Genomic DNA, 232 nt, shown 5'->3' with positions numbered 1-232 from the left:
CGTTGTGTCGTTCAATGTTGAAGCGAAAGTGCATTTACATCCTGCCGCCGGTACTCAAGTGAATGACGGGGCAAGACGGATGTCGTCATCGCCGACAAGTCGCTCCCCAGCACCCTCACTGCAGCTCTTTTGGGAACGCGCCAACGATCACCGGAAAGTGGGCTCGTCGACGACAAGCAAAGCATCCAAGAACTGGACCTGGGCCAATGCCGATCACGCCGGACGCATTCCG

Origin of the sequence: Aporhodopirellula rubra (genome assembly GCF_014192335.1) — a bacterium.
Lineage (GTDB): Bacteria > Planctomycetota > Planctomycetia > Pirellulales > Pirellulaceae > Rhodopirellula > Rhodopirellula rubra.
This window is presented reverse-complemented; position numbering follows the sequence as displayed.